The 25,466-nt window shown below is 61.1% G+C and carries 24 protein-coding genes and 1 tRNA gene; 18 read left to right on the top strand and 7 right to left on the bottom strand.

Going from position 1 to position 25,466, the window contains the following annotated elements; genetic code table 11:
- The first annotated feature begins 3 nt into the window (after positions 1-3).
- The 3 genes from AC1ROX_RS19165 (at position 4) to AC1ROX_RS19155 (ending at position 2,596) form a co-directional block, all read left to right on the top strand.
- Complete coding sequence (locus AC1ROX_RS19165; RefSeq protein ID WP_493128012.1) at positions 4-867, top strand: class I SAM-dependent methyltransferase; 864 nt, start codon at positions 4-6, stop codon at positions 865-867.
- 116 nt (positions 868-983) lie between these two features.
- On the top strand, positions 984-1,709 hold the full coding sequence (locus AC1ROX_RS19160) for a P-loop NTPase family protein (RefSeq protein WP_493128010.1): 726 nt from the start codon (positions 984-986) through the stop codon (positions 1,707-1,709).
- 311 nt (positions 1,710-2,020) lie between these two features.
- Positions 2,021-2,596: an IS630 family transposase gene (locus AC1ROX_RS19155; protein ID WP_493128008.1), complete on the top strand. Its 576-nt coding sequence runs from the start codon at positions 2,021-2,023 to the stop codon at positions 2,594-2,596.
- Positions 2,597-2,983: 387 nt separating this feature from the next.
- On the opposite strand, the gene AC1ROX_RS19150 is transcribed toward AC1ROX_RS19155, so the two are convergent.
- Positions 2,984-3,781: an ABC transporter permease gene (locus AC1ROX_RS19150; protein WP_493128006.1), complete on the bottom strand. Its 798-nt coding sequence runs from the start codon at positions 3,779-3,781 to the stop codon at positions 2,984-2,986.
- Positions 3,782-4,004: 223 nt separating this feature from the next.
- Complete coding sequence (locus tag AC1ROX_RS19145; protein ID WP_493128004.1) at positions 4,005-5,111, bottom strand: KpsE/RkpR family capsule polysaccharide export protein; 1,107 nt, start codon at positions 5,109-5,111, stop codon at positions 4,005-4,007.
- Between the two features lie 589 nt (positions 5,112-5,700).
- Here AC1ROX_RS19145 and AC1ROX_RS19140 point away from each other — a divergent pair.
- Positions 5,701-7,251: a tetratricopeptide repeat protein gene (locus AC1ROX_RS19140; RefSeq protein WP_493128002.1), complete on the top strand. Its 1,551-nt coding sequence runs from the start codon at positions 5,701-5,703 to the stop codon at positions 7,249-7,251.
- A 157-nt stretch (positions 7,252-7,408) separates the two neighbouring features.
- On the opposite strand, the gene AC1ROX_RS19135 is transcribed toward AC1ROX_RS19140, so the two are convergent.
- The gene (locus tag AC1ROX_RS19135; protein WP_493128000.1) at positions 7,409-8,689 is read right to left on the bottom strand and encodes a glycosyltransferase family 61 protein; all 1,281 of its coding nucleotides are present in this window, start codon (positions 8,687-8,689) and stop codon (positions 7,409-7,411) included.
- Positions 8,690-9,149: 460 nt separating this feature from the next.
- Here AC1ROX_RS19135 and cysD point away from each other — a divergent pair, with 460 nt between their 5' ends.
- From cysD to AC1ROX_RS19115, 4 genes are all read left to right on the top strand, one after another.
- The gene (gene cysD, locus AC1ROX_RS19130) at positions 9,150-10,001 is read left to right on the top strand and encodes a sulfate adenylyltransferase subunit CysD (protein WP_493127998.1); all 852 of its coding nucleotides are present in this window, start codon (positions 9,150-9,152) and stop codon (positions 9,999-10,001) included.
- Entirely contained in the window at positions 10,001-11,899 is a 1,899-nt protein-coding gene (gene cysN, locus AC1ROX_RS19125; RefSeq protein WP_493127996.1) for a sulfate adenylyltransferase subunit CysN, read from the top strand. Before cysD ends, cysN begins: the two co-directional genes overlap by 1 nt.
- 288 nt (positions 11,900-12,187) lie before the next feature.
- Entirely contained in the window at positions 12,188-12,550 is a 363-nt protein-coding gene (locus AC1ROX_RS19120) for a sulfotransferase (protein ID WP_493127994.1), read from the top strand.
- Positions 12,551-12,694: 144 nt separating this feature from the next.
- Positions 12,695-12,982, top strand: a complete 288-nt coding sequence (locus AC1ROX_RS19115; protein ID WP_493127992.1) for a hypothetical protein — start codon at positions 12,695-12,697, stop codon at positions 12,980-12,982.
- Positions 12,983-13,016: 34 nt separating this feature from the next.
- On the opposite strand, the gene AC1ROX_RS19110 is transcribed toward AC1ROX_RS19115, so the two are convergent.
- The 3 genes from AC1ROX_RS19110 to AC1ROX_RS19100 all read right to left on the bottom strand — a co-directional run bounded on the left by AC1ROX_RS19110 (position 13,017) and on the right by AC1ROX_RS19100 (position 14,478).
- A complete protein-coding gene (locus tag AC1ROX_RS19110) occupies positions 13,017-13,892 on the bottom strand; it encodes a sulfotransferase family protein (protein ID WP_493127990.1) in 876 nt (291 codons plus the stop codon).
- A gap of 56 nt (positions 13,893-13,948) precedes the next feature.
- Complete coding sequence (locus AC1ROX_RS19105; RefSeq protein ID WP_493127988.1) at positions 13,949-14,251, bottom strand: hypothetical protein; 303 nt, start codon at positions 14,249-14,251, stop codon at positions 13,949-13,951.
- A gap of 153 nt (positions 14,252-14,404) precedes the next feature.
- Positions 14,405-14,478: transfer RNA gene (locus AC1ROX_RS19100), tRNA-Gln, on the bottom strand.
- 116 nt (positions 14,479-14,594) lie between these two features.
- Here AC1ROX_RS19100 and AC1ROX_RS19095 point away from each other — a divergent pair.
- From AC1ROX_RS19095 to guaB, 4 genes are all read left to right on the top strand, one after another.
- On the top strand, positions 14,595-15,662 hold the full coding sequence (locus AC1ROX_RS19095; protein WP_493127986.1) for a Ppx/GppA phosphatase family protein: 1,068 nt from the start codon (positions 14,595-14,597) through the stop codon (positions 15,660-15,662).
- Positions 15,663-15,664: 2 nt separating this feature from the next.
- Positions 15,665-16,357: an RlmE family RNA methyltransferase gene (locus AC1ROX_RS19090; protein WP_493127984.1), complete on the top strand. Its 693-nt coding sequence runs from the start codon at positions 15,665-15,667 to the stop codon at positions 16,355-16,357.
- A 34-nt stretch (positions 16,358-16,391) separates the two neighbouring features.
- Positions 16,392-16,901, top strand: coding sequence for a DUF1993 domain-containing protein (locus AC1ROX_RS19085; RefSeq protein ID WP_493127982.1), 510 nt, complete (start codon positions 16,392-16,394; stop codon positions 16,899-16,901).
- Positions 16,902-17,040: 139 nt separating this feature from the next.
- Positions 17,041-18,504 (top strand): IMP dehydrogenase, encoded by a 1,464-nt coding sequence (gene guaB, locus AC1ROX_RS19080; RefSeq protein WP_493127980.1) that lies wholly within the window; start codon positions 17,041-17,043, stop codon positions 18,502-18,504.
- Here the strand turns inward: guaB and AC1ROX_RS19075 are convergent.
- Positions 18,486-19,562 carry an SGNH/GDSL hydrolase family protein gene (locus tag AC1ROX_RS19075; protein ID WP_493127978.1) on the bottom strand — a complete coding sequence of 359 codons (1,077 nt, stop codon included), beginning with the start codon at positions 19,560-19,562 and terminating at the stop codon, positions 18,486-18,488. The genes guaB and AC1ROX_RS19075 overlap by 19 nt on opposite strands.
- A gap of 31 nt (positions 19,563-19,593) precedes the next feature.
- Here AC1ROX_RS19075 and AC1ROX_RS19070 point away from each other — a divergent pair, with 31 nt between their 5' ends.
- From AC1ROX_RS19070 to AC1ROX_RS19045, 6 genes are all read left to right on the top strand, one after another.
- A complete protein-coding gene (locus AC1ROX_RS19070; RefSeq protein ID WP_493127976.1) occupies positions 19,594-20,973 on the top strand; it encodes an RsmB/NOP family class I SAM-dependent RNA methyltransferase in 1,380 nt (459 codons plus the stop codon).
- Positions 20,970-21,536 (top strand): GNAT family N-acetyltransferase, encoded by a 567-nt coding sequence (locus AC1ROX_RS19065; protein ID WP_493127974.1) that lies wholly within the window; start codon positions 20,970-20,972, stop codon positions 21,534-21,536. The genes AC1ROX_RS19070 and AC1ROX_RS19065 overlap by 4 nt, the downstream gene beginning before the upstream one ends.
- Before the next feature lie 155 nt (positions 21,537-21,691).
- Positions 21,692-23,242 carry a glutamine-hydrolyzing GMP synthase gene (guaA, locus tag AC1ROX_RS19060; RefSeq protein ID WP_493127972.1) on the top strand — a complete coding sequence of 517 codons (1,551 nt, stop codon included), beginning with the start codon at positions 21,692-21,694 and terminating at the stop codon, positions 23,240-23,242.
- Between the two features lie 351 nt (positions 23,243-23,593).
- Entirely contained in the window at positions 23,594-23,977 is a 384-nt protein-coding gene (locus tag AC1ROX_RS19055; protein WP_493127970.1) for a hypothetical protein, read from the top strand.
- A gap of 39 nt (positions 23,978-24,016) precedes the next feature.
- A complete protein-coding gene (locus AC1ROX_RS19050; RefSeq protein ID WP_493127968.1) occupies positions 24,017-24,319 on the top strand; it encodes a hypothetical protein in 303 nt (100 codons plus the stop codon).
- A gap of 187 nt (positions 24,320-24,506) precedes the next feature.
- The gene (locus AC1ROX_RS19045; RefSeq protein WP_493127966.1) at positions 24,507-25,457 is read left to right on the top strand and encodes a hypothetical protein; all 951 of its coding nucleotides are present in this window, start codon (positions 24,507-24,509) and stop codon (positions 25,455-25,457) included.
- The last annotated feature ends 9 nt before the right edge of the window (positions 25,458-25,466 follow it).

The raw sequence follows: 25,466 nt of genomic DNA, 5'->3' as shown, positions 1-25,466 counted from the left end.
CAGATGGCGGAAGAAATCGATCCTACTGGCGCCCCGCGCTCAACGCAGGCGAAACAACCGCTGACCTTGGAGGAGCGTTTACGCCGGAGGGCAAGGCGGCGGCAACTGCGGACAGGCCCAACACAGCAGCAATCGGGGAAGCCGGCCGCTGCTAAGCCTACCAAATTGCTTGCAAGGTCCCAGCGACGTCTCGGCAGGATGGCCGAAATCATTGGCGCCAAGTCGTACCTGGAAATCGGTGTCGATAAAGGTCTGACATTCTTTTCTTTACAAGTTCCTCACAAAGTCGCCGTCGACCCGAAATTCGGCTTCGATGCTAAGATGCACGAAGCTCCTGGCGTCCACTTTCACGAAACGACGTCTGACGATTTCTTTGAGAATCACCCGAAAACTGAAAAATTCGATCTCATTTTCATCGACGGATTGCATGTTTTCGAGCAAGTTCTAAAGGATTTTCAGAATTCGATTGAAGTTTCGCACGACAAGACGATTTTCCTCATTGACGATGTCGTGCCGAAGGATAAGTTCAGTGCCATCCCGAACCAGCGACTCGCGCGTATATCCAGGAAGGAAGCTACTGGTGTCCGCAATAGTGGGTGGCAAGGCGACGTCTACAAGTTGATTTTTGCTATCCATGATCTGTATCCTGAATTCAGCTTCACGACGATAGCGAACAACGGCAACGAACAAACGATCGTTTGGCGCGCGTCGCGGAAAGATGTCGTGCCGGTTTATGGGTCGATAGAGGCCATAAGCAAAATCGACTATGATGAATTCGTCCGCCGGAAGTCTGTCTTCAATCTTCAGTCCGAGGAAGCGGCGCTGCGGATGCTGGCCAGCGTTGCTACGTTGCCGCGCGCTGCATAGTTGAGGATTTCCGATAGAGATCGGAGTCAGATTCTCGATTGTTGAAGTTGATGGCCGTGCTCGAGGAGAAGAGCACGGCGAAAACCGCTGGTGCACTCTATACGTAGAGTATCCACATGATCATTCTTCATTCAATTTCGCAGGAAATGGGGCGGCAACATTTCAAGCGCCTTGTCTTGGATAATGTGAATTGGCGCATCGAGGCGCGTAGCAAAGTCGTCATATTGAGCCAACGCATGTCCGGGGCCAGCGTTCTTTTAGGCATCATCGCTGGATCGATACTGCCAACGTTGGGGCGAGTCGAACGGCGTGGCACGGTGTCGATACCAGGGGGGCTGTTGCGTTACGCACTCGACACCCTTGAGCAACTTATCGATCGCATGTCCATGCTTTACAAGGTCGACCCCAAGGAGGTGCGTGAATTCGTAGCCGAGGCGCTGGACCGGCGTGACATCTTCGACGTACCTATCCGCTTCTTGCCCCTTCAGCTCCAAAAGCAGTTGCGCACCATCCTGACCTACGCTTTTCCCTGTGATTATTATCTTTTCTCGGACCCACCGGTCCCGCTAGCTGAGGGAAGATTTCACGCTTTTTGCAGTAGGGCCTTTGAGCTGCGCAGCAGACAGGCCGGCTTCATCATTTCGTTGAATTCGAGCAAGGTTACCCGAAGACTGGGTGACGACATGATCGGCGCTGTGATCTACCGCGGCAACTTTACTCTATATGCGACACTCGCGGATGCGATTGCGGTTTTTGATAGCTTGCCGCCGGAAGCGTATTTCGATCGCACAGAAGAACCTCAGGAAGATCAGGCGTCCGAACCAGATTTCGACCTGATCTAGAGCATCGAGCGTGAATTAGGAATCGAAGGGGGATTCCCAAGGAATCGGAAGTCTGATTCAGGATTGGCCTGGAGACAGAAGGCCAGGCTGCATGGGGAAGCCCTATTCGATGGGCCTTCGGGAACGGGTTCGAGCGGCGATCGCGAGTGGCAGGTCGAGGCGGAGCCGGACATCACGATGCCTGAACTGGCGGCCAGGCAACAGGCGGAGAAGGCCATTACGGCGCATCCGGCATCGCTGTCGCGGATGATTCTGAAGGCAGGCCTGTCCTTCAAAAAAAACTGCTGGCGCTGGAGGCCGAGCGCGAGGACGTGCGGCAGGCCCGTGACGAGTGGACGGTGCACCGCCAGCCGAGGATGCGCGATCAGGTCCACCGTTTGGCCTTCCTCGACGGAACCGGCACGACGACCAAGATGACGCGTCTGCGCGGCCGCTCGCGCCGCGGTACTCGCCTGAAGGCCGGGGTGCCGTTCGGACACTGGGCGACGCAGACCTTCATCGCCGGCCTGCGCAGCGATGGTCTCGTCGCGCCGTGGGTGGTCGACCAACCCATGAACCGCCAGATCTTCGACACCTACGTCGAGACCCAGCTGGCAACGCCCCTGCAGCCTGGCGACGTGGTGATCCTCGACAACCTGCCCAGCCACAAGAGCGCAAAGGCCGAGGCGATCCTCAAGCAGCGGGGAGCCTGGTTCCTCTTCCTGCCGCCTTACAGCCCCGATCTCAATCCGATCGAGATGGCGTTCTCCAAGTTCAAGGCCCATCTGCGGCGTATCGCTGCCAGGACAATCGATGCACTCTGGAGAGCCATCGGCGACATATGCGCCCTGTACCCCGAACAGGAGTGTTGGAACTACCTCAAAGACGCAGGCTATGTCCCCGATTAAGCGCTCGACGCTCTAGGCTCGCGCGGCGCACCGGCTCATCATGGAAACGTAGCGGGGAAGGGCCGGAGAGCAGACCCTCGAGCCGCGGTGGCCCGAGCACCAGGATTCACGTGGTGGTGGGCGGTCTCCGCCGTCCCTCCGGCCTAAATTCTAACCGTCGGCCAAAAGATCAAGGTTCCTCCAGGTCGACGCTTTGATCGAAGGTTGTCTGTCGACTTCGTCGCGGGCGCCTCGTCCCCTGACAGCGACAGGCTGCAGGCAGCCATCGCAGCAAATGGCACCGAGGCGGCCACTGCCGCGCATTGCCATCTCAGCCTGCAGATCAGTGAATATCGAACCAATGACCGTTGTGATGGCTTTCTCGACAGCCTGGTGAATACATACCGGCTACTTGTAACGCATCTTCCTTATCATGGCGCGTTCGATCACGAAGCCGAAAAAAAGCAGGATGATCGTCCATTGAATAAGATACGACTTGTCGAGAAAGTTGTGAGGATAGCGCCCGTATACGCCCACTCGAAACCAATCGATGGCGTGCGTCAATGGATTCAGGACAACGACACTACGGAACCATACCGGCAGCAAATCGACAACCATGATCACGCCGGACAGGAAGATAAGGCCGCGCGTGCAGATTCTGTAGAGGACGGTCCACAATTGAAAGAATTGACCGATGACATTGCTGATCATTCCCAGACCGGTAGCGAAAGCGATAATCAGCATGAGAGGAATGACGCAATCGACAATCGATACAGGCCGTGCCTCCTCGATGCCGTAAAGCCACATGCCGTAGAATATGACTATCGTCATCGAAATATACAGGAGTGCATTAAATATGACCGTGGCGATGTATACGTCCAGGGGAGTGGCGCCAGGCAGGAAGCTGTTGCTCCCCCCACCGACTAAACGCAGGCGAGTGGAAATTCGCAGAAAGAGATAGTATGGCATGAAGCCGCTTGCATAAAACAAGAACATAGAGGTGCCGTAGTTGGGGTCTCTCAGCCTGAACAAGCCTCGAACCACGTAAATCAAGAGAATGAGAATCACCGGTTCCAGAATTCTCATGATGAGAAGGAGTTTGCTTCTCTGCGTTGACCGGCCTAGCACTTGAGGCAGCGCAGCCCAGATCACAAGGCTCCAATTTAAGAATGCACGCCAAGCATCGCGGATGCCCAAGGTCATCATGTGTTCAGTGTCCGTAGAATCCTGGCAGACTGCGTACGCGCCTCTGCCATAGTTGCTTCCTAGCTGAACGAGACGAAACTATGTTCGCCATTTATTGGATTTTCGACTGGCTTGGGCACCATATCGCCTGGACGGCATTTGGCGCATTTGTTGTGATTACAACCCTTGCGATTAGCCTCTATCTCGATCGATACCGCCGACCTTGAGGCAGCCCGAATGGCATTTACAAATGCTCTCGTATGGACCTGCCGAGAAGAAGGGCAACTGTCCAAAGCATTGTGGCTACTCCGGCAACGATGAGAATAGCCACGGCACGATTTGGATAGATCGAACTTTGAGGAAGTGCCGGCTGCACATACGGCATGATGAAGAGACGCCGCGCAATGGCATTCGACCGCGCCTGCTCGAGAGACTGCACCGTCGATGTCAACAATGTCTGTGCGAATTGACGTTCTAGATCGAGTTCCTCGAAGCGCGCAACGATCTCCGCGACTGACTGATTGCCTTCCCGGCTCATGGCAATGTCGGATTCGATGTCCTTGAGCTGGTCTTGGGTTGCCTTGATCCGGCGTTTCACGGCCTGGACTTGTGCTGCATTGTGCCCTAGGCCGCCCTGCAACAGGTTGCCAACCTCGGCCTGATACGTTGAGATTGTCTGTCGTAACGTAGATGCAACGGTGGCGTTGCTCAGGACGACGCTGCTGTTGGGGTCGATTACAGTCGATTTGTTGCGATACTCTGTCAAAGCCACACGGACTTTCTTGAGGCGCTCTTCGGCGCGAGCAACTTCGAGTTCTGCGTACCGGACCGCTTCTCTCTGTGGCCGTTGCGCGACTTCGTTGACCAGATTTTCGGTAAGGTCAATCAGGGTCGTTGCGATCAGAAGGGCATCTTCAGGTGTGAAAGCTTTGACCTGTGCGCCGGCCGTTCCGGTGATCTGATCGAAAGCGGCGGTTACCATATTGTTCCAGTAGCGCACCAATCGCTCGACTGGCAGGGATGGGTCGAACCTCGAGAGAAAATCGGTAGACGGGCGAGAAAACATTTTCCGGAGTTCTATGCGTTTTTCCAGATCGAGGACGGCTTGTTCACTCTTGATATATTCGGTCACCATGTAGTTGTCGGGACCACTCGCGGCCGTGGAAGACCCCAGCAGCGAGGTCATCATGGATGAAGCGGCGGAAGTACTGGTTGCCGTGCTCGAATCGCGTACAGCATAACGCCACTCGACCACATACTGATTCGACGCAAAACCGATGTAATATATCGCAGCAAGAATCGTCGGCAGGACTACGCAAAGGAAGAACGATATGATGCTGCCGGTTCGCAAGAACCTCCGATGCTGCTGAGGCAACACAACAGACGCGAGAGCGGCATCAGTTCCGTCCGGCAACCGTGCCGTGGGATCCAGCGCAGTTCCTGGCTCCGCTTCTTCTCTTTGTCTTCCCGGCTGGCCGCGCGCCTCCAAGTCCGTAGCACTGGCCGTATCCTTTTCGGGCCTCCCATAACCGGGTATGCGAGGCAGATCACGCTCGGTCTGTCCTTTAGAGGGCCGCCCTCCATCCCGTCGCTGACGACGAGCGGTTTGCCCTGCTTCTCCTGCTTCGGAGCGTAAGGTTTCTACCAGCGAAAGATCTCTTGGATTTTCCAAAATGGATATTCTTCGCAAGGTTCAGTATCAATCCGACGCACGGCTGCATAAGCGATCATCGTCGACAAGCCGATGCGCGGAAAGTGCGGGTCATGGTATAGCGATATGCTGTCCTTTTCAAAGGAAAAGGAATTTCCCGATCGAAATGACGCCGTACGCTGCTGAGGCTTGGGGCAGTGATCTTGCGGTTCAATATGCTGGTACTCACCTTGGGCATTGCCTATCCTGCGGAAGCGTCGGAGCAAAAACTGAGGTGGACGGAAGTGGAATGGATATCTTCGACGGGCGGGACATCCGGGTGGTGGCGAGGCTTTTTGAGGGGCGAGAGGATCTTGTAATCACCTTCACGGGGCGTGCCGCTGCTCCGCCCGTTGAGAAGGGATTTGGCGAGACGTATCTCATCAAACGCCGAGTGCCGGCGATCCATTTCATCAGCAAGGATAATCATTGGTGGCAGACGCCTGAACCGATCGCTGCCATAGACGAGTTGCGCAATCGGGGATTTATCGGCCGAGATCGGCGGATCACTCTCTACGGTTCGAGCATGGGCGGCTATGCTGCCCTTATTTTGTCACGGCTCATCAAGCCGAAGCGCATTGTGCTTTTCTCGCCGCAGTATTCGATCGATGGAACACGCGTGCCTTTCGAAAAGAGGTGGCGTGCCTACGCGACGAAGCTCAAATTCGACTATGACGACATGGCGGCTGGCATAGATCGCGACGCCGAGATCAAGGTCGTCTACGATCCTTTTTTTGAACCCGATCGACAGCATGTGGAATTGATCGAGAAGCTGCGGTCGGTTGAGCATGTTCCTGTTCGGTTTGCAGGTCACAACACGGCGCGTACTCTCGAAGAGTTAGGAATCATCACCCGTGTCATTGACGACCTGCTTCTCGGCGATTTCGATGTCCGGAGCTTCCACCAACTCTATCGTCGATTGAGGTGGGGATCTTGTTTGTTCTGGTATGGACTGGCGCAAACACTTCTTCACCACAGCCATCGCGCGGGCGCGCTGTTCTCATCGTGTGTGGCGGCAAAGATCGCGCTGTCCGGTGGACGTATGAAGGATCAGGGGCTTTGTCGCGACATATTGCGCTTTGCTCTTTCGATTGCCTGTGAGACGGGAACGTCTGATCTGGCAAAGGCGTGGCTTGTCGAGCTCAAGAAAGTGGAAACCAGTGCCGCCCGTGTAGCGTATGCTCAGGCGCTGGTGGCCCGCATAGAAGATGATTGGCCTCAAGTCGACGAATACATCGCCAAGGCTATCAACCACAAAGGCGGTGAACCCGCTCCAGTCGCTCTCAAAATCGAGGCGATCTGCAATCTTGCCGGTGCATCTGCGGCCTTCGCCTACTACGAGAGCCTGCAGCCGCGCTTGAAACGTTCTTTCCCTGTGATGCTTGTCCACGCCCGTCTTCTCGCGGATACGAAGAATTGCACGGAGGCCCTTGCTGTCCTTCAGAAATATATCCAGCATGATCGGCTGGATCCTCAAGCTCGGGTATTGGCCGCTCGCTGCTGGTTCGATCTGGGCCGTCCCGACGCCGCTATGAAGCAGCTAAGCCCAATACTTCACTATCAAGTTGCTGACGAGAAGCTTGCAGAGGAAATCATCCGGCTCGTAGGGAAGGGGCGGGGACCGCAGCACGCGGAAAAGATCAGGGCCCGCAACAAGCGCCACAAGAATATGTTCGGAGCTGCGGTGCGAACCTTGGGTGGAATTGACTGGCAGGACCGGAACGCTTCAACGATGGCCCTTCGCACCCTTTCGCAATCGAGGGCGATGCGTTCTCGAGTCCCGAAGAGTGTCATGGCCTGAAAGGCAATGGCTGTTGAAGCGTCTTGCTCGACAGCCATTGCGGGGGGCGGATGTGCCCTTGGTGCATTGCCGTATTCAAGATAGAGGCTCGGCAATTCCGGTCCTTCTCACGCAACGAGGCGTCCCGCGAACGCGGGCCGGGATTGCCTGTTGTCGTCTAGCGATAGGCGTCGAAGGCATCACGGACCATATTGAGGTCCGCGGTCCACGTACGGATCTTCCTTATTTTCGTTCTTTGCGCGCCGATACTCGCCTTGATCCGGATGCCCTCAAGATGGCGTAGAGCTTCCACGACTCTCTGGTTGTTGCCGTTCCTCGAGTCAAAGCTGATAACCCTCGCTCCTGGTCGCGCGAAAAGCGCCAAATGCATCGCGGAGCCATCGCAACCAGCGATTACATCGGCGCCGCGCATGAGTGCAATCTGTTCTGGGAACGGATGCTCTTGCGGATGTATTATTTCGAAGCCGGCTCCGGTGGCAATCCGCTCGATTTCCACTTCATTTTCAGCGTGCCGCTTTTTGTGTTTCAAGCGGCTGCGGCTCAAATAGATTCGACGGACCGGAACCCTTGCCGATGAATGGTTCGGTTGGAGCCGCTCCGCGACCTGATCAAGAAATTGTCCGAACTGTGGATGAGCGTACCTGGTGGGAGCCAAAGCAGCCTGCGGCACTATGAGTTCTTCGCAAAGAGCCGGCTTGTCGAAAACCAGAGTGATGTCTTTTGCCGTGTAGCCCATCGATCCGAGCAATAACGACATGTGTCCATCGGGGCGCATGTCACGAACGATGTCTTTCACGTCCGGCGTGAAAGCCTGATACACCAAATTCGTTGGACGGTCCCGCAGCGTCGACAGGCTCCAGAGCCGCGACGTGCTTTCAAGCAGCCAATGTCCAAAGTTTCGGAAAAGAATTCCGACGAACAGGGAGCGTCCTTCTACCCGAAAGGTAGCGTCGGGCCTTTCCAGGCAATCCGGATTCTCTTCTTCTATGCCGCCCAGTCGCTGCGAATGTGGCACAAGCCGCCCATCGCAATCATACACTGCCCCCGACATTGTTCGGCGTGAGGATCGGCGGATAGGGAATACGACAGCCTCCCGTGCGACTGTAATCGGCAATGCGTAGTTCCAAAGAAGCTGACCTGGCTTGGGGCTCGAGGCGACTGGTGGAGGGGAGGCGACAGTCCCAGGATCCTCAGCGCGCGAATCCCCGTCCTTGATTGTGCGTATCGACTGTATTTCATTCACTGGTTGAGATGAAGTTTGAACCGAGGATGACGATTCCGCGACTGAGCGGCTGGCGGATTCCTTCGTCTTCGGTTGTTCAGCCGGCATCCGCAAGCGTTGCCGCCGCAGTCTCCGAAGCAGCCGCTCCTTTCCCGTGAGCGGCACCTTCTTTACCGTCGGGCGCCTCTCGCCGCTGGAATCGGTTTCGTCCGCCATCTAGTATCCCCTTAGTAGAACAACAATGTTGGCGCCAGCTTTGGGCGACTGCAACAGCTCGTGCAGAACTACCCGCTACCTCCCCACCTTGCCAGTAATCATAGTGGCTGAACGGCAAAAGTTCTGAGCATTGTTGCCTGAGTTCTGTTTGACAAGGGATGAATTCAGATTGACGTGAGAATATCGTGAATTGCTCTGGAAACGGAAGTTATGTGGCGGCATGCCGCTCCCTTAAAGTATCGACGGCGAAACTGTTAGCACCGATGCTCTATGCTAGAGAATGTTGATTCGGCGAAATCCCGGTCGGCATGTTTGCTGCTTGTTGCCGGAGTGTCGTGTCGCTAAACGGACAGCTCTGACGGGAGCGACCATGCTCCCCTGATGGAAGGTAACACCATTGCTAGATGCCCCTGATCGATTGACCCATCTCCAGCGACTGGAGGCCGAGAGCATCTTCATCATGCGTGAGGTAGTCGCGGAGTGCGAAAATCCGGTCATGCTGTATTCGATCGGCAAGGACTCGGCGGTGATGCTTCACCTCGCGATGAAGGCGTTCTATCCGGCCAAGCCACCTTTCCCCTTCATGCACGTCGACACGACCTGGAAGTTCCGGGAGATGATCGCCTTCCGCGATCGGATCATGGCGGAGCTGGGCCTGAAGTTGATCGTCCACATCAACCAGGAAGGCGTTCAACGCGGCATCAATCCATTCGACCACGGTTCGTCCATCCACACCGACGTCATGAAGACGCAAGGGCTGCGGCAGGCCCTCGATCTCCACGGCTTCGATGCCGCGTTCGGCGGTGCCCGCCGCGACGAAGAGAAGTCGCGCGCCAAGGAGCGCATCTTTTCGGTGCGCAGCACGCACCACCGCTGGGATCCGAAGAACCAGCGTCCCGAGCCGTGGGCGCTCTACAATACGCGCAAGAACAAGGGCGAAAGCATTCGCGTCTTTCCCCTGTCCAACTGGACCGAGCTCGATATCTGGCAATACATCTACCTGGAGAAGATTCCGGTCGTGCCGCTCTATTTCGCCAAGGAGAGGCCGATCGTGGAGCGCGATGGCACGCTGATCATGGTCGATGACGAGCGCATGCCCCTGCTGCCGGGTGAAAAGCCACAGATGAAGACGGTGCGATTCCGTACACTCGGCTGCTACCCGCTGACGGGCGCGGTCGAAAGTTCGGCGGCGACTCTGCCGAGCATCATCGAGGAAATGTTGCGCGCCAGGAGCTCCGAGCGTCAGGGCAGGGTCATCGACCGCGACAGCGAAGGATCGATGGAAAAGAAGAAGCAGGAAGGCTATTTCTGATGCAAGGATCGGCGCCGACCCTGGATTCCTATCTTCAGGCTCAGGAAAAGAAGGATCTTCTGCGTTTCCTCACCTGCGGAAGCGTCGACGATGGAAAGTCCACGCTGATCGGGCGTTTGCTCTACGAGGGCAAACTGCTGTTCGACGACCAGCTCGACAGTCTGAAGACTGAAAGCGCCCGCGTCGGCACGCAGGGTGGCGACCTGGACTTTGCGCTCCTGGTCGACGGTCTCGCGGCGGAACGCGAGCAGGGGATCACCATCGACGTCGCGTACCGTTTCTTCACGACCGACAAGCGCAAGTTCATCGTGGCCGATACGCCCGGTCATGAACAGTACACGCGCAACATGGCGACGGGCGCCTCGACCGCGGACATCGCGATCATCCTGGCGGATGCCTACCGCAGCACCGATCTGCTGACGCAGACGCGCCGGCATACCTACATCTGTTCGATGCTCGGCATCCGCAAGCTGGTGCTTGCGGTCAACAAGATGGACCTCGTCGGTTATCGTCAGGACGTGTTCGACGCTTATGTGGCGAAGTACCTGGCCTTCGCCAAGGAGCTCGGCATCGAGCACGTCCAATGCATCCCGATCTCGGCGTTGCGCGGCGACAACGTGGTCGTCCCGAGCGCGAACATGCCCTGGTATCACGGCGCCGCGCTGCTTCCCTATCTGGAAACCGTCGATGTCGTCGGCGACGATCTCGGGCGGCCCTTCCGGCTGCCGGTGCAGTGGGTCAACAGGCCCAGCCATGATTTCCGCGGCTTTTCCGGCACGATCGCCAGCGGTGTCGTCAAGACCGGAGAGCGCATCAAGGTGATGCCGTCGGCCCAGGAGGCCAGCATCACGCGGATCGTCACGAAGGACGGGGATCTCGACTCGGCCGTGTGCAGCCAGGCCGTGACCTTGGTGCTGGATCGCGAGATCGACGTCAGCCGCGGGAATGTCATCTGCGGCGCCGACACGCCCGTCGCGATATCGGATCAGTTCGAGGTTCACCTGTTGTGGATGGCGCAGGAAGAACTGCTGCCCGGCCGCTCCTATCTCCTGAAGCTGGGAACGAGCACCGCGCAGGCCACGGTGACGTCGCTGAAGCACAAGGTGAACGTCAACACGCTCGAGCGGACGGCTGCGAAGACCCTGCAGCTGAACGAGATCGGCCTGTGCAACCTGTCGCTGGACAAGTCTCTCGCGTTCGAGGCCTATGCCGACAATCGGGATCTGGGCAGTTTCATCCTGATCGATCGCATCACCAATCAGACGATCGGCATGGGGATGATCGACTTCGCCCTGCGCCGGGCAACGAACATCCACTGGCAGAGCCTGGAAATCGGCCGCGCCGAGCGGGCCACCCAGAAGAACCAGAAGGCTGCCGTCGTCTGGTTCACCGGCCTGTCCGGATCGGGAAAGTCGACGATCGCCTCCGCTCTCGAGAAGCGTCTCTTCAGCCTCGGCCGGCATACCTATGTGCTCGACGGCGACAATGTCCGGCATGGCCTCAATCGCGACCTGGGCTTCACGGACGCCGACCGCGTCGAGAATATCCGGCGGGTGGCCGAGGTCGCGCGTCTGATGGCCGATTCGGGCCTGATCGTCCTGGTTTCGTTCATCTCGCCGTTCCGGGAAGAGCGTGATATGGCGCGCGGCCTGATGAACGACGGCGAGTTCATCGAAGTGTTCGTCGATACGCCCCTCGAGCTCTGCGAGGTTCGTGACCCGAAGGGCCTCTATCGCAAGGCGCGGCGAAAAGAGATCACGAATTTTACCGGCATCAGTTCTCCCTATGAGCCGCCTGAAAATCCGGAAATCCGCCTGGAAACAGCCCAACTCAGCATAGAGCAGGCCGTCAGCCAGTTGCTCGACTTCCTGGAGTCCCGGGAATCTCCGAAGGCGTAGGGGAGGCGCTGCCGGGAGGCGGCGCGCCCTGCATCACCACATCTCGCCCTCTCATCGGTCTGGCTTGTTCTTCCCCGGAATTGGGACATGCTTTCATCCCCAGGAGGGATGATTCGGGATGCCAAGACCGGTGAAGATACGACAGGGGCTACATCAGCTCAGTTGGTTCAAATCGCTGGACACAGCGGCGCGTCCGGTTCGAAACCATCGCTGTGCTGGCCCCACAGGCGTCAGCGTGCCGCTCCAGTTGGTCGGCCGCTCCTTCTGCGTCCTTGATGCGGCCACGGAATGAACACCGTGCTTGCCGCTCTGAACCGTACCGACTTCTTCATAGCGGGAGTCCAAAAAGCGGGCACGACGGCACTGTCGACATTCCTGCGCGAACACCCGCAGGTCCAGATGTCGTCAAAGAAGGAGACTCACTTCTTCGACAAGAATCGAACTGGTGATTGGAGCAATTCCGACTACAGCTCGTTCCACCGCTTCTTTGACTGGAGCGTTCGAGACGTTCTGAGGGGCGAGACAACTTCCATCTACACCGATTGGCCTCGCTGTCTCGAGCGCATCCAGCAGTACAATCCCGATGCAAAGATCATTATTTACTTCGACATCCCGCTTTCCGGGCCTTTTCCCACTGGAAGATGGAGGTAGCTCGCGGCTCGGAGCAGCTTCCCTTCGAAGATGCGATCCGACGCAAGCTTGCGAAGCCCCCACCGCGTGTTTTCGTATCTGGATCGAGGGCACTATGCGCGCCAAGTGCGGGAAGCTCTTCGGCTTTTCCGGAGGGTCCACGTCATGCGGACGGACGCCTTATGGAACAATCCGTCTGCTGCAATGAGCGACGTCTTTACATTCCTGGGGATCGGTTCATCTCCTGCACGGCGACAGTACATCGTGCCCGACGAAGTCAGCCCAACCGACAACCTGTCTTGTCAGCTCCAGGAGGTGTTGAGCCGGGAATTCGAGGACGACATCAAGGAGATCCAGGTCTTGATCGGCAAAGATCTCTCGGACTGGTTCAGGAGTGATTACCGCGAACCCATGCGGCCAGGTGAAAGCGCACAAGCGATAGACGACGTTTGAAATTTGTCGCGGTACCTCCGGGGAGGATAGCCGCTTACTCGCTCTCGTGGTGTTCGATCGCGCGCTTTTTGGGCGCGTTATTGGCCAAATGAACCCGATAGCTGCGATGGGCGCCGCCGATGAAGCGATCCAGTGCGCCGTATTCTTCGAATATCCTGTCCATTTCATTTTTGTCGATCTCGCCGGCACGTTCGGCGTTTCGGAGTTCTGAATAGGTTCGCTGCACCCATTGCCCGGGTGTCGAATCCTCCAGATTCCCGGTTCGATTGTGCCGCAGTTCATCGGACAGGAAGCGATCGACTTCCTCGCTGGGCTCCAGCTTCAGGTCGAGGATTTCGTTGCAGCGCGATATGACGAGGCGCCAATCGGCCAACAGCGCTTCGTAGCTCACGAAGATGCGCGGTGTGCCGCGCGTCGCCTTTTCGGGAAGCAGGTTGTACTTCAGCCAAAGGGCCAGCGAATGCTCCAGGGGAAAGCCATATCGTTTGGTGAAGGACGCGGCCACATCCGCAGGGTTGCGGAATATGTGTATGTACTTCGGGACGAAGCCAAGTTTGCGGCTGGCCTTTTCCCAAGGCTCGACCAATCCCGATATTCGCGGATCCTTGACGACCACGAGGTCAGCCGCGGGGAGGTCCTGCAGGAACAGGCGGATGTTCTTGTCGTGACGCTCTCTCGGTTCGCGCGGCGCCCGATCCAGGACGAGGCTCGGATCGTGGTATGACGAGTTGATCGCGGTCAGGAACTGGTCGTTGCGCTTTACGGCGATCACCGCTTCCCAGTAACCGGAGGGGTTGCCTGTTCCCGCCCTGAGCACCCGGGAAGGCAGCTGAGCTCCGCACAAGGACAGCACCCTGGTCAGGGCCGACGTTCCGCTGCGGCCGGAGCCCACGACGAATACCAAGTTCATATCTGGATTGTATCGGTCCCACGCGACCGAGGGTCAATCACCCGATCCGGCGCGCATCATGCCTGCCGGGCGCCGATCTGCTTCAGCCTCGTACGACGGTGGAAATCTTCGCCGCCGGCCTCCTTGCGCATCCTCGCCGTGAAGCCCCTGACGACCCAGATCAGCGAGAGTCCGGCCAGGAGGGCGAGCAGCGGCCAGAGGACGAACGCGAGCGCGAAGCCCATCCAGTTGGTCTGAACGCTGCAATCGACGTCGAACACCCGATCGGCACGATAGCAGACATATTGCTCAAACCAGAAGACGGTCCAAAAGGCCCAGGCGACTGCCCACAACCGAAGTAACCCACGTCCCCAGTCCATAACCCGACACTCCCAACATCACTCCCCAGTGATTGCAGTTACATAGCAAAAATATTTCCACAAAGAAATGTCAGACTGGCGGCCGCGACGGAATGCGCAGGCCGCAGGCGGGGTAGGCAATGATGACGAGTGGGAAGAGCGCGCCTGCAGCGCTGGCTGGGGGACCTGGATTCGAACCAAGACTAACCGGGTCAGAGCCAGTTGTTCTACCGTTAAACTATCCCCCAGCGGGCCAAGCGGCTTCGCAGGCCGCACGATTTAGCGATGACGGACCGGATTGGCAAGCGGGGCCTCGCCGCCGGCGAAATCCTCGGTTACCATCCCGCCAAGGAAAAGGTTGAGAATGACCGGGGAATCCACGCCGAAGGGAGGCTGGCACAGCGGTCGATTTGCGCACACCTTCGCTGCCATTGATCTCGGCACCAACAATTGCCGGCTCCTGGTGGCAAGGGCATCGGTCGAGGGTTTTGAGGTGATCGATGCCTATTCTCGCCCCGTCAGGCTGGGCGAGGGGGTGGCGCTGAGCGGTTCGCTGTGCGGTGAAGCCATCGAACGCACGCTGCATGCGCTTGGCGTCTGCGCGTCCAAGATCGAGCGCAACCGCGTCACGCGTGCCCGGCACATCGCCACCGAGGCCTGCCGCCGCGCCTGCAACGGCGGGGATTTCCTCGGCATGGTGAAAGCGCGCACCGGCCTCAGCTTCGACCTGATCCAGCCTCCGGAGGAGGCGAGACTTGCGCTGGCAAGCTGCGAGAACCTGCTCGACCCTGCGATCCCCTTCGCCCTGTTGATCGATATCGGCGGCGGCTCGACCGAGGTGAGCTGGATCCGTGTCAGGCCGCGCCCGGGCAGTCCCGCCTGCGCGACCACCGAGCTGATCGGCATGACGTCGGTGCCGTGGGGCGTCGTCACCCTCACCGAATCCTGCACCCGCGGCCAGCCGCGCGAGCGGGCGCTGACCCGCGCCTGCTACCACGACATGGTCGAGAAGATCCGCGCCGACCTCCGGCCGTTCTGCGCGCTGCACCAGATCGCGCCGGCGATCGCGCGGGGCGAGGTCCAGATGGTTGGTGCCTCGGGCACCGTGACGACGGTTAGCGCACACCATCAGGGTCTGAAGCGCTATAACCGCACCCTGGTCGACGGCTCCCGGATCGGCCGAGGGGAAATTTTGCGTATCTGTGACGAGCTTTCCACGCTTTCGGTCGACCAACTCACGCATCTGCCCTGCATTGGCGACGACCGCGCTGATCTCGCATTGGCGGGCGGCGCGATCCTCGAGGCGGTCTGCCGCCAGTGGGCGGCGCCGACCGTCCGCGTGGCCGATCGCGGCCTACGCGAGGGCGTGCTGATGGAGCTGATGCGCCAGGCCGACCGCGAGGCCGACCAGCTCTGCCGCCGGAGCCACTGAGCATGGCGCGCGACAAGAAGGGCAGCGTGCCGACCGGTCGGCGCGCCACGGTCCGCGTGAAGACGGCGCGCGGCCGCACGGTTTCGTCCCAGCGCTGGCTGCAGCGCCAGCTCAACGACCCCTATGTCGAGGAGGCCAAGAAGCGCGGCTATCGCTCGCGCGCGGCCTTCAAGCTGCTGCAGATCGACGACCAGTTCAAATTCCTGAAGCCGGGCGGTCGCATCGTCGATCTCGGCGCGGCACCCGGCGGCTGGACCCAGGTCTCGGTCGAGCGGGTGAGCTCGGGCAAGAACAAGGGCGTCGTGATCGGCATCGACATCACGCCGGTCGAGCCCATCGCCGGCGCAACCGTGCTGGCCAAGGACTTCTACGACGAGGACGCGCCCGCCGTGCTGACGGAGCTGCTGGGCGGGCCGGCCGACGTGGTCATGAGCGACATGGCGGCGGCGGCGACGGGGGAGACCCAGGTCGACCATATGCGCATCATGGGCCTCGCCGAGGCCGCGCACGACTTCGCGCGCGAGATTCTGAAGCCCGGCGGCGCCTTCGTCGCCAAGGTGCTGCGCGGCGGCACCGAGCGGACCTTGCTCGACCGGCTGAAGAAGGATTTCGAGAAGGTGCGCCATTTCAAGCCCGAGGCCAGCCGGGCTGACTCGGCGGAAATGTATGTCGTCGGGACGGGCTTCCGCGGATAGGTTTCGCGGCCTCAGTCCCAACTGGAGAAACTCCATGTCCCTCGGCATGTACGGCGCCTCGATCCCCGTCTACCAGCGCCAGCTCGGCGCCCTCGCGAAAGTCCTGGAGAAGGGCTCGGCCTGGGCCGCCGCCAAGAAGGTCGACGAGGCCGTGCTGGCCGCCACCCGGCTGACGCCGGACATGCTGCCGTTCACCCGTCAGGTGCAGATCGCCTGCCGCTTCGCCGAGGAGAGTGCGGCCCGCCTCGCCGGCGCCGAGGTGCCGGCGCCGCATGACAATTCGGAGAAGACGCTGGCCGAGCTGCAGAAGCGCATCGCGGCGGTGCTGGCCTACATCAAGGGCTTCAAGGCCGAGCAGATCGACGGCAGCGAAGGCCGCGAGGTCGTCCTGACCATCGCCGGCAACCCGCTGAAGCTCACTGGCGAGCAATATCTTTTGCACATGGCGCTGCCGAACTTCTATTTCCACTGCACGACGGCTTACGCAATCTTGCGCCAGTCCGGTGTCGAAATCGGGAAACGCGATTTCTTGGGCGCCGCTTAGAAATCCTCATGCATATCGGCCCCGCATAAGCGCCCCCAGCTTCGAGCTTGGCTTGTGCGTGGCGGTGTGTATAAAGGCTCGCCAACCCGGCGGCCCCTCCGAGGGCCGCCGTTTTTGTTTCTCCACAATGGAGGTTGGTATGCAGATCCAGGAAGCGCTCACCTTCGATGACGTCCTCCTGAAGCCTGCTGCCTCGTCGGTGCTGCCCGGACAGACCGACACCCGCACACGCCTCACGCGGACCATCGAATTGAACATCCCGCTGATGTCGGCGGCGATGGACACGGTCACCGAGTCGGGCATGGCGATCGCCATGGCGCAGGCCGGCGGCATCGGCGTCATTCACAAGAACCTCGATGCCGAGGCGCAGGCCAACGAGGTCCGCCGGGTCAAGAAGTTCGAAAGCGGCATGGTGGTGAACCCCGTCACCATCCATCCCGACCAGACCCTGGCCGACGCGCTGGCCCTGATGGAGATGCACCAGATCTCGGGCATCCCGGTGGTCGAGCGCGGCAGCGGCAAGCTGGCCGGCATCCTCACCAACCGCGACGTCCGCTTCGCCACCGAGAGCGGCACGCCGGTCAGCACGCTGATGACCAAGGAGCGCCTGGTCACGGTTCGCGAGGGGGCCACCAAGGAGGAGGCCAAGCGCCTGCTTCACCAGTATCGCATCGAGAAGCTGCTGGTCGTCGACGATGCTTATCGCTGCATCGGCCTGATCACCGTCAAGGACATCGAGAAGGCCAACAAGTTCCCGGGCGCCAGCAAGGACGAGAAGGGCCGCCTGCGCACCGCCGCGGCGACCGGCGTCGGCGAGGATGGGCTGATCCGCGCCCAGCTGCTGATCGACGCCGATGTCGACGTGATCGTGGTCGATACCGCGCACGGCCATTCGCGCGGCGTGCTCGAGGCCGTGACGCGCGTGAAGAAGCTCAGCAACTATACGCAGGTCATGGCCGGCAACGTCGCCACGCGCGAGGGCGCCCAGGCGCTGATCGATGCCGGCGCCGACGCCGTGAAGATCGGCATAGGTCCGGGCTCGATCTGCACCACGCGTATGGTGGCCGGCGTCGGCGTGCCGCAGCTCACCGCCATCATGGAAGCGGCTGAAGCCTGCCGCGCGGCGGGCGTTCCCGCGATCGGCGACGGCGGCATCAAGTATTCCGGCGACCTCGCCAAGGCGATCGCCGCCGGCGCCGACTGCGCCATGATCGGCTCGCTGCTGGCCGGCACCGACGAGGCGCCGGGCGAGGTGATCCTCTATCAGGGCCGTTCCTACAAGTCGTACCGCGGCATGGGCTCGATCGGCGCCATGGCGCGCGGCTCGGCCGATCGCTACTTCCAGCAGGAGGTGCAGAGCACGCTCAAGCTGGTGCCCGAGGGCATCGAGGGTCGCGTGCCCTACAAGGGCGGCGTGAGCAGCATCCTGCACCAGCTGGTCGGCGGCCTGCGCGCGGCCATGGGCTATACCGGCAACGCCACGGTCCGCGAGATGCAGACCAATTGCCAGTTCCTGCGCATCACCGGCTCGGGCCTGCGCGAGAGCCACGTGCACGATGTCGAGATCATGCGCGAGGCGCCGAACTACCGCGGCGGCATGTAGGCGCCGAGCGCCTCGGCGACGAGGCGGGCGATCAGGGCGTTGCCCGCCGCATTCATGTGCCACAGCACGTAGAGACCGCGCGGGCGGGGCGTGTTGGCCATCGCGGCGTAGCTGTCGAGCGTCGCCAGGCCGTTTTTGCGGCCGCACGCCAGCAGGCCCTCGGTCATGCGGCGCTGCTCCGGGGCGAACTCGGGATGGTCCCACACGACCGGATCGTATTCGGCGACCAGAAGGACCGGCACGCCGCTGCTCTTCTGCAGCTCGGCCAGCCGCGCCGTGAGTTGGCAGGAGATGCGCTCGCCGGTGCCGTCGGGATGGACGCGGATATGGTCGCCGAACCAATCGTGCAGCTGGTCGAGCCGGCGCATGACGAAGTCGAAGGCGAAGGAATAGCCGAGGGTCCGCTGCCAGAAGGTGAGCGTCGTCTCGACCGGCACCGGCGGCGGCACCGGCACATTGCGCAGGCGGGGCGTGCCGTTCTCGAGGTCGAAGTAGGGCTTGTCGGCGCTCCACATGCGCCGCATCTCGGTGCGGCGGATATCGTCGGCGATGAAGGCGACCACGATGGCCTTGGGCTTGTAGAGAGCCGCCAGCGCCTCGGCCCGCATTACGATCTGGTCGAACCCGTAACCGCTGACGCCACCGTTCAGCACGCGGCGGCCCAGGATGCGCTGCAGGTCCGAGGGCCAGGCCTCGCCGTCGCTCACCTCCTCGCCGAAGGTGAAGGAATCGCCCACCACGAGGATCGGCGCCTTGGACCCCGCGGGCGCCGCGCCGGTGCTGCGCAGCCCGTTCTCCTCGATCGTGATGCCGGGCGCGGTGTAGCCGGCGCGCGGCACGTAGCCCAGCCGCTCGTCGTGCAGCATGCGGCCGGCATCGCGTTCGACCAGCACCTTGCGTGCATCGAGCACGAAGTTCGGCCAGGCGAAGAGCCAGCTCCAGGTCGTGGCGCGCAGGCCGAGCTCGATCAGCCCCAGCCCCACGACGAGGGAGACGAGGACGAGGGCGATGCGGCGGAGGAACTCGGAGCGGGGACGTTGCGCGTCGGGCTTATTCATCGTAGCGGCATGCTTTGAAAAGGAGACTGACGTGACACCGGGCGCGCGAGTGGCGGCCACCATAGAACTCCTCGACGAAATCGTCAGCCATAGCCTCATGGGTGAAAGAGGGCGGCCGGCCGATCTTGTCGCAAACGCCTATTTCCGCGCGCGCCGCTTCATCGGCGGCGGAGACCGCCGCGCCGTGTCCGATCGCGTGTGGAGCATCCTGCGCCGCTACGGCCAGCTTGCCTGGTGGCTGGATCGCACGCGCCATCCCGATCGTGGCGCCCGCGCCATCGTCGCGGCCGACCTGATGCTGGTCGAGGGGCTCGACATGGCGGGACTCGAAAGCCTGTTCGACGGCGGCACCTATCGTCCGTCGCGGCTCGACGATGCCGAGTATCGCGCGCTGCGCCAGATGGAAGGCCATTCGCTGCCGCATCCCGAGCAGCCCGACTGGGTGCGCCTCAACATCCAGGAATGGGTCGCGCCGCACTTCAGGGAAGCCTATGGCGAAGGCTGGGGTCGGGAAGTTGCCGCCATCGAGACTCCGCCGCCGGTCGACCTGCGCGTCAATCGCCTCAAGGCGACGGTGGAGCAGGCGCGCGAGGCGCTGGCCCGCGAGGGCATCGAGACCGAGCCGACGCGCTACGCGCCGGATGGCTTGCGTCTGCGCCGCCGGCTCTCGGTGGTGAAGGGCGAGGCGTTCCAGAACGGCCTGGTCGAGATCCAGGACGAGGGCTCGCAGCTCGTGGCCGCTTTGGTCGACGCCAAGCCCGGCATGCAGATCGTCGACTATTGCGCCGGCGCCGGCGGCAAGACGCTGGCGATGGCCGCTTGCATGAACAACAAGGGCCGGGTCGTGGCGATGGACGTCTACGAATCGCGGCTCGACCGCTCGGCGCAGCGGCTGCGTCGCGCCGGTGCCCACAATGTCGAGCGCCGCGCCATCGACGCCGACAGCCGCAAATGGCTGAAGCGCCACGCCGGCGCCTTCGATCGCGTGCTGGTCGATGCGCCCTGCACCGGCACGGGCACGTGGCGGCGCAATCCCGACGGCCGCTGGACCCTGCAGCCGAAGGACCTCGAGGAGCTGCTGCCCAAGCAGGCTGCCATCCTCGACGCCGCGTCCAAGCTGGTGAAGCCGGGCGGGGGACTGATCTACGCGACCTGCTCGGTGCTGCCGGCCGAGAACGAGAAGCAGATCGCCGCCTTCCTGGAGCGCAACGAGAACTTCGAGGTGGTGCCGGTCGGCGCCCTGTGGCGCGACGTGCTCTCCACCGAGCCGCCGCCCGAGGTCGAGAACGGACCGTACCTGCGCCTGTCGCCGCTGAAGCACGGGACCGACGGCTTCTTTGCCGCCGCACTGGTGCGCAAGCCGGCGGAGAAACCTGCCCCGGTGGCAGAAGCTGTCGAGAGCGAAGAATGATCCGCATCCGCCGCGCCTCCCGGCAGGACGCCGCGGCGATCGGCCGGGTCCATGTGGAGACCTGGCAGGCGACCTATGCCGGCCTGCTGCCCGACGCGATGCTGGTCGCCATGTCGGACGTGCGCCAGTCGGCCTGGTGGTCGCAGCTCCTGCAGGACCCCGGTGAGGCGCGCGGCGTCTTCGTGGCCGACGACCGGGACATGGGCGTGGTCGGCTTCGGCAGCTGCGGGCCGGTGCGCGATCCGCCCGAAGGCCTTGACGGGCGCGAGATCAAGGTCGGCGAGGTCTACACGCTCTACGTCGAGCCCGATTTCCAGAACCTGGGGCTCGGCCGCAAGCTGCTCGACGCGCTGTTCCGGCAGCTCAAGGCCGATCGCTGCGACACCGCCGTCCTGTGGATGCTGGCCGAGAACCCGACCCGCTTCTTCTACGAGGGGCTGGGCGGGGAGCGGATCGGCGAGCGGGTCGACACGATGGGCGGCGCCGACGTCGAGGAGGTCGCCTATGTCTGGCGCAACCTCGGCGCGCCGCTGATCCGGCGCAAGCTGGCGGCGGACGACTGAGCCCACAAGCGAAAGGTCCCTCGCTCCGCTCGGGATGACAATTTTTGTGGGATTTGCGCAGTGCGCCGATGCAAAAAACGCTGTCATCCCGAACGAAGTGAGGGACCTTTGACGACAGAGGTTGCTGCCCCGGCCGGTCGCGCTTATATCGCCCCATGACCGACCGTTTGCTGATCGTCGATTTCGGTTCCCAGGTTACCCAGCTGATCGCCCGCCGCGTGCGCGAAGCCGGGGTCTACTGCGAAATCCTGCCCTTCCAGTCCGTCGACGACGCGAAGATCAAGGCGTTCGATCCACGCGGGATCATCCTCTCCGGCGGCCCGGCCTCGGTGACCGAGGGCCAGTCGCCCACCGCCCATCCCGCCATCTTCAAGGCCGACGTGCCCGTCCTCGGCATCTGCTACGGCGAGCAGACCATGGCCAAGGAGCTGGGCGGCCAAGTCGAGAGCGGCCATCATCGCGAGTTCGGCCGCGCCGAGGTCGAGGTCAAGGCCTCGACCCGCCTGTTCGACGGCGTCTGGCAGCCCGGCGACCGCAAGCAGGTCTGGATGAGCCATGGCGACCGCGTGACCAAGCTGCCGGCCGGCTTCTCGGTCGTCGCCACCAGCGAGAACGCGCCCTTCGCCGCCATCGCCGACGAGAGCCGCGGCTATTACGGCGTGCAGTTCCACCCCGAGGTGATGCACACGCCCGACGGCGCCAAGCTGCTGCGCAACTTCGCGCTGAACATCGCCGGCGCCAAAGGCGACTGGACGATGGCGGCCTTCCGCGAGCGCGCCATCGCCCAGGTCCGCGCGCAAGTGGGCAAGGGCAAGGTCATCTGCGGCCTCAGTGGCGGCGTCGACTCGAGTGTCGTGGCCGTGCTGCTGCACGAGGCGATCGGCGACCAGCTGCAATGCGTGTTCGTCGACCACGGCCTGTTGCGCAAGGACGAGGGCGAGCAGGTCGTGCGCCTGTTCCGCGACCACTACAACATCCCGCTGATCCATGCCGACGCCTCGGAGACCTTCCTGAAGGCACTGGCGGGCGTCACCGACCCGGAGAAGAAGCGCAAGACGATCGGCGCGCTGTTCATCGACGTGTTCGAGGCCGAGGCCAAGAAGATCGGCGGCGCCGAGTTCCTGGCCCAGGGCACGCTCTATCCCGACGTGATCGAATCGGTCTCCTTCACCGGCGGACCGTCGGTGACGATCAAGAGCCACCACAATGTCGGCGGGCTTCCGGCGCGCATGAACATGAAGCTGGTCGAGCCGCTGCGCGAGCTGTTCAAGGACGAGGTGAGGGCGCTCGGCCGCGAGCTGGGCCTGCCGGCCGACCTGGTGAACCGCCATCCGTTCCCCGGCCCCGGCCTCGCCATCCGCATCCCCGGCGACATCACCAGGGAGAAGCTCGACCTCCTGCGCGAGGTCGACGCCGTCTATCTCGACGAAATCCGCAAGGCCGGCCTCTACGACGAGATCTGGCAGGCCTTCGCCGTGCTGCTGCCGGTCCGCACCGTCGGCGTGATGGGCGACGGCCGCACCTATGATCAGGCCTGCGCGCTGCGCGCCGTCACCTCGACCGACGGCATGACTGCCGACTACTACCCGTTCGACCACGCCTTCCTCGGCCGCGTCGCCAACCGCATCATCAACGAATGCCGCGGCGTGAACCGGGTGACCTACGACATCACCAGCAAGCCGCCGGGGACGATCGAGTGGGAGTGACGCGCCGCGCGCGTCATCCCGAGCCTTTGCGAGGGATCTGCTCCCACGTGATGTGAGCTACTCGTCCGTTCAGCGCGCGGCACGTCATGGGCCTCTCCAAGGACCTCGCCGAGCGCCTCGACGTCGGCGTTGGTGACCCCGATCTTCAGGCTCATGTCCGCCAGCGCCGTGCCGAGACGCTGCAACCCTTCCGCGGGAGAGGTATCCAGGCACCGCGTTCCGGGAGGGGCCTTCTCCGATTCGTTCGTTTCGTTTATTTCGCTTGTTTCGTTTATGGGCGTCGGCGACGTCCGCGGGCGCAGGGTCTGAAGCAAGGTTAGAATAGCATAATTCCGCGCAATCCGCACTGTCATGGCGAGCGGGCAGGGCTTCTACATCGGCCTGTTCGGCGGCGCCGGCACGGCCTCGTCGATGAGCGCGCGGCAGGAAGGGGGCTTCTATCTTCCCGGCCCCCTGAACGCGCGGGTCGGCGTCGATGCGCAGGGCAAGACCGGCGGCGTATCCGTCGGCGTGCTGGGCCTCCAGGCGGGCTACGAAGGGAAGCGCCAGACCTTCGGGCCATCGGAATGGGCCCTGAAGCCCGCCGCCGAGCGGGAGAGCATCTATATCGGGCAGCAATCGCCGGTCGGCGACATGCCCATCACCCCCGGCGTCCTGGGAACGCAGGATGTCACCCTCCCCATGACCGTCGGCGTGGTGCTCGCGAACGCGGTCTTCACCGTCCAGACGCCCTGATCCAGCAAGATCTTCCCCTATCTCGGCGTGGGAGCGGGCGTGGCGCGCCTGTCCATCCAGGGGGCCAATTCCACGAACCCCAGCGAGCCCGGCATCAATCACTTCGACTCATGGCCGGATGCGTCGGCGACGGCCTTCGCCCTGCAATTCAAGGCCGGACTGAAAGGGGAGGTGGCCAGGAACCTGCTCCTGTTCGCCGAATACAGGCACCTCTCCATCAATCCCACGCAGTACACGTTCGGCGAAACGCTTCCGCCTCACTTGCCGACGGATCCCTGGACGGTGAGTTTGGGGCGGCAGTCCTACAATTTGCTGATTGCAGGCCTGCAGTTCAAATTCTGAATGGCATGACCGCCGACGACTACCCCGTCGACCACACCTTCCTGGGCTGCGTCGCCGACCTAGCATCCAATTACGCGTTGGATATGAACTGCGAGCGCTGCGCGCGAATCGGAACGGCTCGGCACAAATCATCGGCTACACTCTTGGTGCATCGGTACGCCCGCCGGTGCTGACGTGGTGGGTTAAGATGAACGAGTGGAATACATACTCAATTGGCAGCCCTTCGACGAAGGCGAACTGGATTAACAAAGACTGCCAACCGTTCACTGAGGTGTCGCATGTCAGTCATGTAGAAAGTGCGATTGGGATTCTTCAGGCTGGCAAGATCGATGCTGGATTAGTGTATGACATGTCCAAGCTCAATCAGCGCCGTATCCTTGTGTCCTGGTGTTCACCCAACTATTGGGGGAATGGATTTCGTTATGGCAACGTGAGGTTCAGTTTCAATTTCCGAGAGCTTCTAGGGAAGCAGAAGGCATACTGGGTCGAAGTTATTGATTATAAAATCCCAGCATTGAGAATATTGATCAGCGATACAGATCGCTCATCCGAGTTCCCAATCTACGATCCAACGCAGGGAGATGGGCCGTGGTGGTATGATCAACACAACAATATTGACTACTTTAACGGATATTACTGCCTTGAGTTTATGTTTGAGCAATCAATTGGATTGAATGATCTGACAGGTTTCGATTTTGTGAACCATCACCCAGAATACTGTTCGGTTCATCGCAAGTCCCCTCAGGCTTGTAAGTATCTTGGCCACTTCGCTTCTGACGGCGGCGCGTTGTTTTTTGCTCATTTGGCAGGGAGAGGGCTGTCGATTGGACGCTACGCTAAGCACCTTATTGCAGAAGGAAAATTTAAGAATGAGATCGTCGCGCTCGGGGTGCGCGCAATTCTGCTATTAAAGAAGCTCTCATACGCAGGTGCCGTAACAAACAACGGTGATCTGGCCCTTCCGCTGGCGAGGGCATTCCTGAACGCAATTGCTTCGCGCAAGATATCCGAAGCTAAGCAGCTTGCCTCACTATTCAAGGATGAAGAAAATTTTAAGCGAGCGTTGGCACAAGTGATTGCAGAGGCGCTCGGTTCTAAAGATGTTGAGATAGTGGTGGCAGCGATCAATAGAGACTAGGCCGAAACC

The organism is Reyranella sp. GW821-FHT14A01 (assembly GCF_058803965.1).
The sequence above is the reverse complement of the archived record's forward strand: the minus strand, read 5'-3'. Positions and strand labels throughout refer to the sequence as shown.

Bases quoted from the DNA above. Each gene is read 5' to 3' on its own strand.
- AC1ROX_RS19165 (WP_493128012.1), top strand. From the start codon at position 4: ATGGCGGAAGAAATCGATCCTACTGGCGCCCCGCGCTCAACGCAGGCG.
- AC1ROX_RS19160 (WP_493128010.1), top strand. From the start codon at position 984: ATGATCATTCTTCATTCAATTTCGCAGGAAATGGGGCGGCAACATTTC.
- AC1ROX_RS19150 (WP_493128006.1), bottom strand. From the start codon at position 3,781: ATGATGACCTTGGGCATCCGCGATGCTTGGCGTGCATTCTTAAATTGG.
- AC1ROX_RS19140 (WP_493128002.1), top strand. From the start codon at position 5,701: ATGGATATCTTCGACGGGCGGGACATCCGGGTGGTGGCGAGGCTTTTT.
- AC1ROX_RS19135 (WP_493128000.1), bottom strand. From the start codon at position 8,689: ATGGCGGACGAAACCGATTCCAGCGGCGAGAGGCGCCCGACGGTAAAG.
- cysD (WP_493127998.1), top strand. From the start codon at position 9,150: ATGCGTGAGGTAGTCGCGGAGTGCGAAAATCCGGTCATGCTGTATTCG.
- cysN (WP_493127996.1), top strand. From the start codon at position 10,001: ATGCAAGGATCGGCGCCGACCCTGGATTCCTATCTTCAGGCTCAGGAA.
- AC1ROX_RS19120 (WP_493127994.1), top strand. From the start codon at position 12,188: ATGAACACCGTGCTTGCCGCTCTGAACCGTACCGACTTCTTCATAGCG.
- AC1ROX_RS19115 (WP_493127992.1), top strand. From the start codon at position 12,695: ATGCGGACGGACGCCTTATGGAACAATCCGTCTGCTGCAATGAGCGAC.
- AC1ROX_RS19110 (WP_493127990.1), bottom strand. From the start codon at position 13,892: ATGAACTTGGTATTCGTCGTGGGCTCCGGCCGCAGCGGAACGTCGGCC.
- AC1ROX_RS19105 (WP_493127988.1), bottom strand. From the start codon at position 14,251: ATGGACTGGGGACGTGGGTTACTTCGGTTGTGGGCAGTCGCCTGGGCC.
- AC1ROX_RS19095 (WP_493127986.1), top strand. From the start codon at position 14,595: ATGACCGGGGAATCCACGCCGAAGGGAGGCTGGCACAGCGGTCGATTT.
- AC1ROX_RS19090 (WP_493127984.1), top strand. From the start codon at position 15,665: ATGGCGCGCGACAAGAAGGGCAGCGTGCCGACCGGTCGGCGCGCCACG.
- AC1ROX_RS19085 (WP_493127982.1), top strand. From the start codon at position 16,392: ATGTCCCTCGGCATGTACGGCGCCTCGATCCCCGTCTACCAGCGCCAG.
- guaB (WP_493127980.1), top strand. From the start codon at position 17,041: ATGCAGATCCAGGAAGCGCTCACCTTCGATGACGTCCTCCTGAAGCCT.
- AC1ROX_RS19075 (WP_493127978.1), bottom strand. From the start codon at position 19,562: ATGAATAAGCCCGACGCGCAACGTCCCCGCTCCGAGTTCCTCCGCCGC.
- AC1ROX_RS19065 (WP_493127974.1), top strand. From the start codon at position 20,970: ATGATCCGCATCCGCCGCGCCTCCCGGCAGGACGCCGCGGCGATCGGC.
- guaA (WP_493127972.1), top strand. From the start codon at position 21,692: ATGACCGACCGTTTGCTGATCGTCGATTTCGGTTCCCAGGTTACCCAG.
- AC1ROX_RS19055 (WP_493127970.1), top strand. From the start codon at position 23,594: ATGGCGAGCGGGCAGGGCTTCTACATCGGCCTGTTCGGCGGCGCCGGC.
- AC1ROX_RS19045 (WP_493127966.1), top strand. From the start codon at position 24,507: ATGAACGAGTGGAATACATACTCAATTGGCAGCCCTTCGACGAAGGCG.